Below are 4,008 nucleotides of genomic sequence, written 5' to 3'. Positions count from 1 at the left end.
ATGATCGGCAGGCGGCTGCGTCCACTTCGCACACCCCGCACACCCCCACCGCATCCCGCCAGGTCAGACCGCCAATGGCGGCTGCCGTACTAGGACGAGAACTGACCTATACGGGATCTACCGTGGGCGCAGTCTGCTACGACCGAGGGAGATCCACCATGAGCAGCACCGCACCCGCCGGGTACACGACAGTCGCGCCGTGGATCGTCACGCCAGACACCGGGCAGTTGCTGGACTTCATCACCGCGGTGTTCGACGGAGTCGAGCAGGGGCGGGTACGACTGGAGGACGGGACCATCGGCCACGCCGAGATCCGCGTCGGGGACACCGTCCTGCTCGCCTTCGACCAGCGGTCGGACTGGCCGGCCATGCCGTCGCTACTGCGGGTCTTCGTCGCCGACGCGGACGCCGCGATGGCGCGCGCGGTCGCCGCCGGAGCCCGCGTGGTCACCGCGCCGGCCACCCACGCCTTCGGCCAGCGGGGCGGCCGAGTACGTGACCCGTTCGGCAACATCTGGTGGGTCAGCGCGGTGGTCGAGGACGTCGCACCCGAGGTAGGAATGCGGCGGCTCGCTGAACCGGCGTACGCCGAGGCGATGCGCGACGCCCAGGAGACCCTGGACCGGGAACTGAGCGGCCGCACCGACAGTGTCGTCAGCCGCCCGCTGATCGGCTGAACCCGTGCCTGTCCAAGACGCCGCTGCTCCGCCTCGCCGGCGCCGTCCTCGTCGAAGCCCACGCCGAATGGCAGACCGGCGACCGCCGCTACCTCGCCGAAGGCACCATGGCACTGATCACCACACCCGCGCCCACCCTCGCGACAACCGAACTGGCAGCCGCATGACCACCATCGCCTGGCCCGACCGCCGAGCCGACATCATCAACGCCCTGTCCATCCTCGCGACCCTGCGCCCACACCAGACCACGTCCTGGCCCGGCCTGACCGAGGCCGTCCACTGGCTCATCGACGACACCTTCTGGGACCAGCACCACCCCCGCAACGACATCGGCACCATCCTCGCCGGCAGCAGCGAGGCCGTCGCGATCGCCGCAACACTCGAACCCCTGACCGCCATCCTCGACGAACTCGGACCCACCACCCCCGACGACGACTACCTCACCCACCCCCGATGGCATGAAGTCACCCACGCCGCAGCCCACACTCACCAACTCATGACTGGCAAAACCCCAACCCGACTCCGACACTGAACGGACGAGCGGAGACTCGCGGCTCCGCACCACTCGGCGGGACGCAACCTCTTGCCCGGGGCGTTCCGTCGGGGATCGACTCGGGTTGACTCGTTCGTCATGCTGGAACCGGAAGCCCACGCCCGCATCACTCGAGGGGGACCTATGCGCAAGCCGGCCAGGACTGCTGCCGTCCTTTTCGGGCTCGGCGTCGGCGCCACGGTCGGTCCATCCCTCGGGCCGGCCGCCGTCTGGTCCGGCGTTACGATCGCCGCGCTCGGCGTCGCGCTCTCCCTGGTCGGTACGACGGAATCCGATCTCGCCGGGGACGGCCTGGTCGACCGCGACGAGGATGCCGGGTTGGCAGGCGACGGGACAACCACAGGAACCGCGGTCGTCGCGGAACGACGACGGCGGCCAGCCCTCAGCGGCCTGGGCACCCGGGTAGAACAGATCCTCAAACTCGCCGAGGAGCAGGCCGACGACCACCGCGCGAAGGCGCGGCTCGAAGCCGAGGGGATCGTGACTGCCGCTCGACGGGAGGCGGAGGCGATCTTGAACCGGGCGCACGAACAGGCGGCCGGGATCACCGGTACCCGCCGGGATCTGTCTCCTGTACCGCCCACCCGGGCACCGTCACCGGAGGAAGATCCGAGCCCTCATTCCTGATCGAAGCGGAGCGGCCGGGCAGGGTCCCCGAGGTGCATCGGATCTGCGCGTCGCTCGCTCATGCAGCCCATGAGCTGGACCGACAGGTTTAAGCTCGACCCGTACGGCAAGGACGTCCAGGTTGAGCGCGCCACGGAGGCAAAGGGCGCCGCGGCAGTATCTGATGATCCCGGCGGTCAGCTTTCTGGCGGCGCTCTCGCGCACGGTGGTTCACGCTACGAGCAGGCGGAGACCGAGCTCTGCCGTGTCGAGAGCGACGATGTCGCGGTTGCGCTCGGCCCACCGACCTGAGGAAAGATCTTCGCGGAGTGTGCTGACTGCCCGTTGCTCAGCCTGCGGTCCGACTCTGGTCCATACCGAAACCGCGCGGCGTACATGTTCGTCCAGGTACGCCTCAGGCCGGCGCCAGTATGCCTCGAAGAAGCCGTCAGCGCAGTCCCGCGGGACGAGCACCGGCTCCGCGCGTCCTCCGATCGCGCGGGTCAGGTCGGCCAAGGACGGCCAGCCGACGAGGAGGTCTGCGAACTCGGGTAAGTAGTCGCGGGTGAGCCAGAACCGCTGACGCCAGCCGGTGTCAGCGGCGTCGTACGTGAACACCACCACGCGGCGGGCCACACGCCGCATCTCACGCAGCCCGGCGACCGGGTCCGGCCAGTGATGGACGGTGCTGACCGCCATCGCGGCGTCAAAGGACTGGTCCTCGAACGGCAGACTCTCCGCAGCGGCGGCCACGCACGGCGCCGCGCCCACGGGACGCTGCGCCCGCATGACCGCCGACGGTTCTACCGCCGTGACCTCGCGGTCGGGTGGTTCGTAGGAGCCGGTGCCAGCCCCGACGTTCAGCACCGTTCGTGCGTCCCCCAGCGCATCCCAGATTCGCGCGGCGATCCGTGGCTCGGTGCGCCGCGTCGCTGGGTAAGCGGATCCGATGGCGTCGTACAACTGCGCGCCGAACACTTTCAGTTGCTCCTCTGGTGTCGTCCTGATTCCCATTGCTCGTGCCTCCAGTTCCCTGTCTATGGCCGTCACCATGGCAGCAGCGCGGTCGCGCTGGTCCATCAGCAGGCCGCGCAGCCGGCACAGGTGCGCGACTGCGTCGGTGGCCGGATCGTCAACCAGATCCGCGATCTCCCGCAATCCGAAGCCGAGCCGCCGGTAGGCGAGCACCTCCCGGAGTCGCTCCACATCGCCTGCCGAGTAGGCCCGGTGCCCAGCCGCGGTCCGCGTGGACGGCTCCAGGAGGCCGATCTCGTCATAGTGATGCAGTGTGCGGACGCTGACGCCGGCCAACTCCGCCACACGCCCCACGGTCAGGTACTCCTCCACGCCACCGACTATGTGGCATGACGCCGCGTGAGGAGCAACCGATTCGCTGCTGGCTTGATCGAGTTTCCGCTCATCGGTAGATCCGGGAGCTGGGCGGAACTCGTCATGACGTTCCGTAGCGCGCTGATCGCGGCAGATGCGGATGCCTTAACGCTACGCTCACACTCCCCGGAATCGGCCCACCGTTAGCGAAAGTGCTGCTCGCCCGCCAGGACAGCATCCAGCCATCTCTCGTACCACGACAGGAAGTCCCGATCCGCAGTGAAGACCGGACCTTCGTCGCGTTCGCAGTTATCGGTAATCCGCCCACGCGCAGGCCCGGTGACGACGAGGAGGGACATGTAGCCGCAGCCCTGGTCGCTGAGGGTTAACGTTCCGCGGTACGGTTCGTCCTCATCGCCCGGCGCCACCTCGGCAAGCCAGTCCTCGTACACCCGCCCCGGCTCGGCGGGAAACGGCTTGGCCAACGTGCCGGCGTCCGGCGTGTCCCACAGAACCATGTCCCAGTCCTCAAGCGGATGCAGGCCGTAGTACGGGCCAGCCCCACCGAACTGGCCGGGTCCGCCATGCCCGACCTTGGTGATGAACGCTCTGTAGTCAGTCGGTAGCCTGACCCGGTGCTGCTGCTCAAAGGCGGCAACCGAGTTCTCCGACAGTGGTGGCCCGATGCGGAAACGGTGAGCGCTTGCGCCGAACATCGCCGGATCTCGAGGCGTCGAGGCCGCGAGCTCTAGCCTGGGTGATTCATGGTGATCGCCGGGATGTGCTGTTCGTCGGCGTGTAGATGAGCGGAAGTGCCTGCCCTGCAAGGGAAACTTGTGATTG

General features: G+C 68.3%; 5 protein-coding genes. 3 read left to right on the top strand and 2 right to left on the bottom strand.

Annotated elements, in window-relative coordinates; translation table 11 throughout:
- Positions 1-158: 158 nt before the first annotated feature.
- From ACFYM6_RS36010 to ACFYM6_RS36000, 3 genes are all read left to right on the top strand, one after another.
- On the top strand, positions 159-677 hold the full coding sequence (locus ACFYM6_RS36010) for a VOC family protein (protein ID WP_387281994.1): 519 nt from the start codon (positions 159-161) through the stop codon (positions 675-677).
- A 163-nt stretch (positions 678-840) separates the two neighbouring features.
- Positions 841-1,209: a hypothetical protein gene (locus tag ACFYM6_RS36005; RefSeq protein ID WP_387281992.1), complete on the top strand. Its 369-nt coding sequence runs from the start codon at positions 841-843 to the stop codon at positions 1,207-1,209.
- A gap of 144 nt (positions 1,210-1,353) precedes the next feature.
- On the top strand, positions 1,354-1,857 hold the full coding sequence (locus ACFYM6_RS36000; RefSeq protein WP_387281991.1) for a DivIVA domain-containing protein: 504 nt from the start codon (positions 1,354-1,356) through the stop codon (positions 1,855-1,857).
- 210 nt (positions 1,858-2,067) lie between these two features.
- Here the strand turns inward: ACFYM6_RS36000 and ACFYM6_RS35995 are convergent, their stop codons facing one another.
- Together ACFYM6_RS35995 and ACFYM6_RS35990 are read right to left on the bottom strand one after the other, a co-directional pair.
- Positions 2,068-3,183: a MerR family transcriptional regulator gene (locus ACFYM6_RS35995; RefSeq protein WP_387281989.1), complete on the bottom strand. Its 1,116-nt coding sequence runs from the start codon at positions 3,181-3,183 to the stop codon at positions 2,068-2,070.
- 185 nt (positions 3,184-3,368) lie between these two features.
- Positions 3,369-4,008: SMI1/KNR4 family protein (locus tag ACFYM6_RS35990; RefSeq protein WP_387281987.1), on the bottom strand; the 640-nt coding region annotated here is incomplete at its 5' end.

It is taken from the genome of Micromonospora sp. NPDC006431 (assembly GCF_042870725.1).
Classification (GTDB): domain Bacteria; phylum Actinomycetota; class Actinomycetes; order Mycobacteriales; family Micromonosporaceae; genus Micromonospora.
The sequence above is the reverse complement of the archived record's forward strand: the minus strand, read 5'-3'. Positions and strand labels throughout refer to the sequence as shown.

Bases quoted from the DNA above. Each gene is read 5' to 3' on its own strand.
- ACFYM6_RS36010 (WP_387281994.1), top strand. From the start codon at position 159: ATGAGCAGCACCGCACCCGCCGGGTACACGACAGTCGCGCCGTGGATC.
- ACFYM6_RS36000 (WP_387281991.1), top strand. From the start codon at position 1,354: ATGCGCAAGCCGGCCAGGACTGCTGCCGTCCTTTTCGGGCTCGGCGTC.
- ACFYM6_RS36005 (WP_387281992.1), top strand. From the start codon at position 841: ATGACCACCATCGCCTGGCCCGACCGCCGAGCCGACATCATCAACGCC.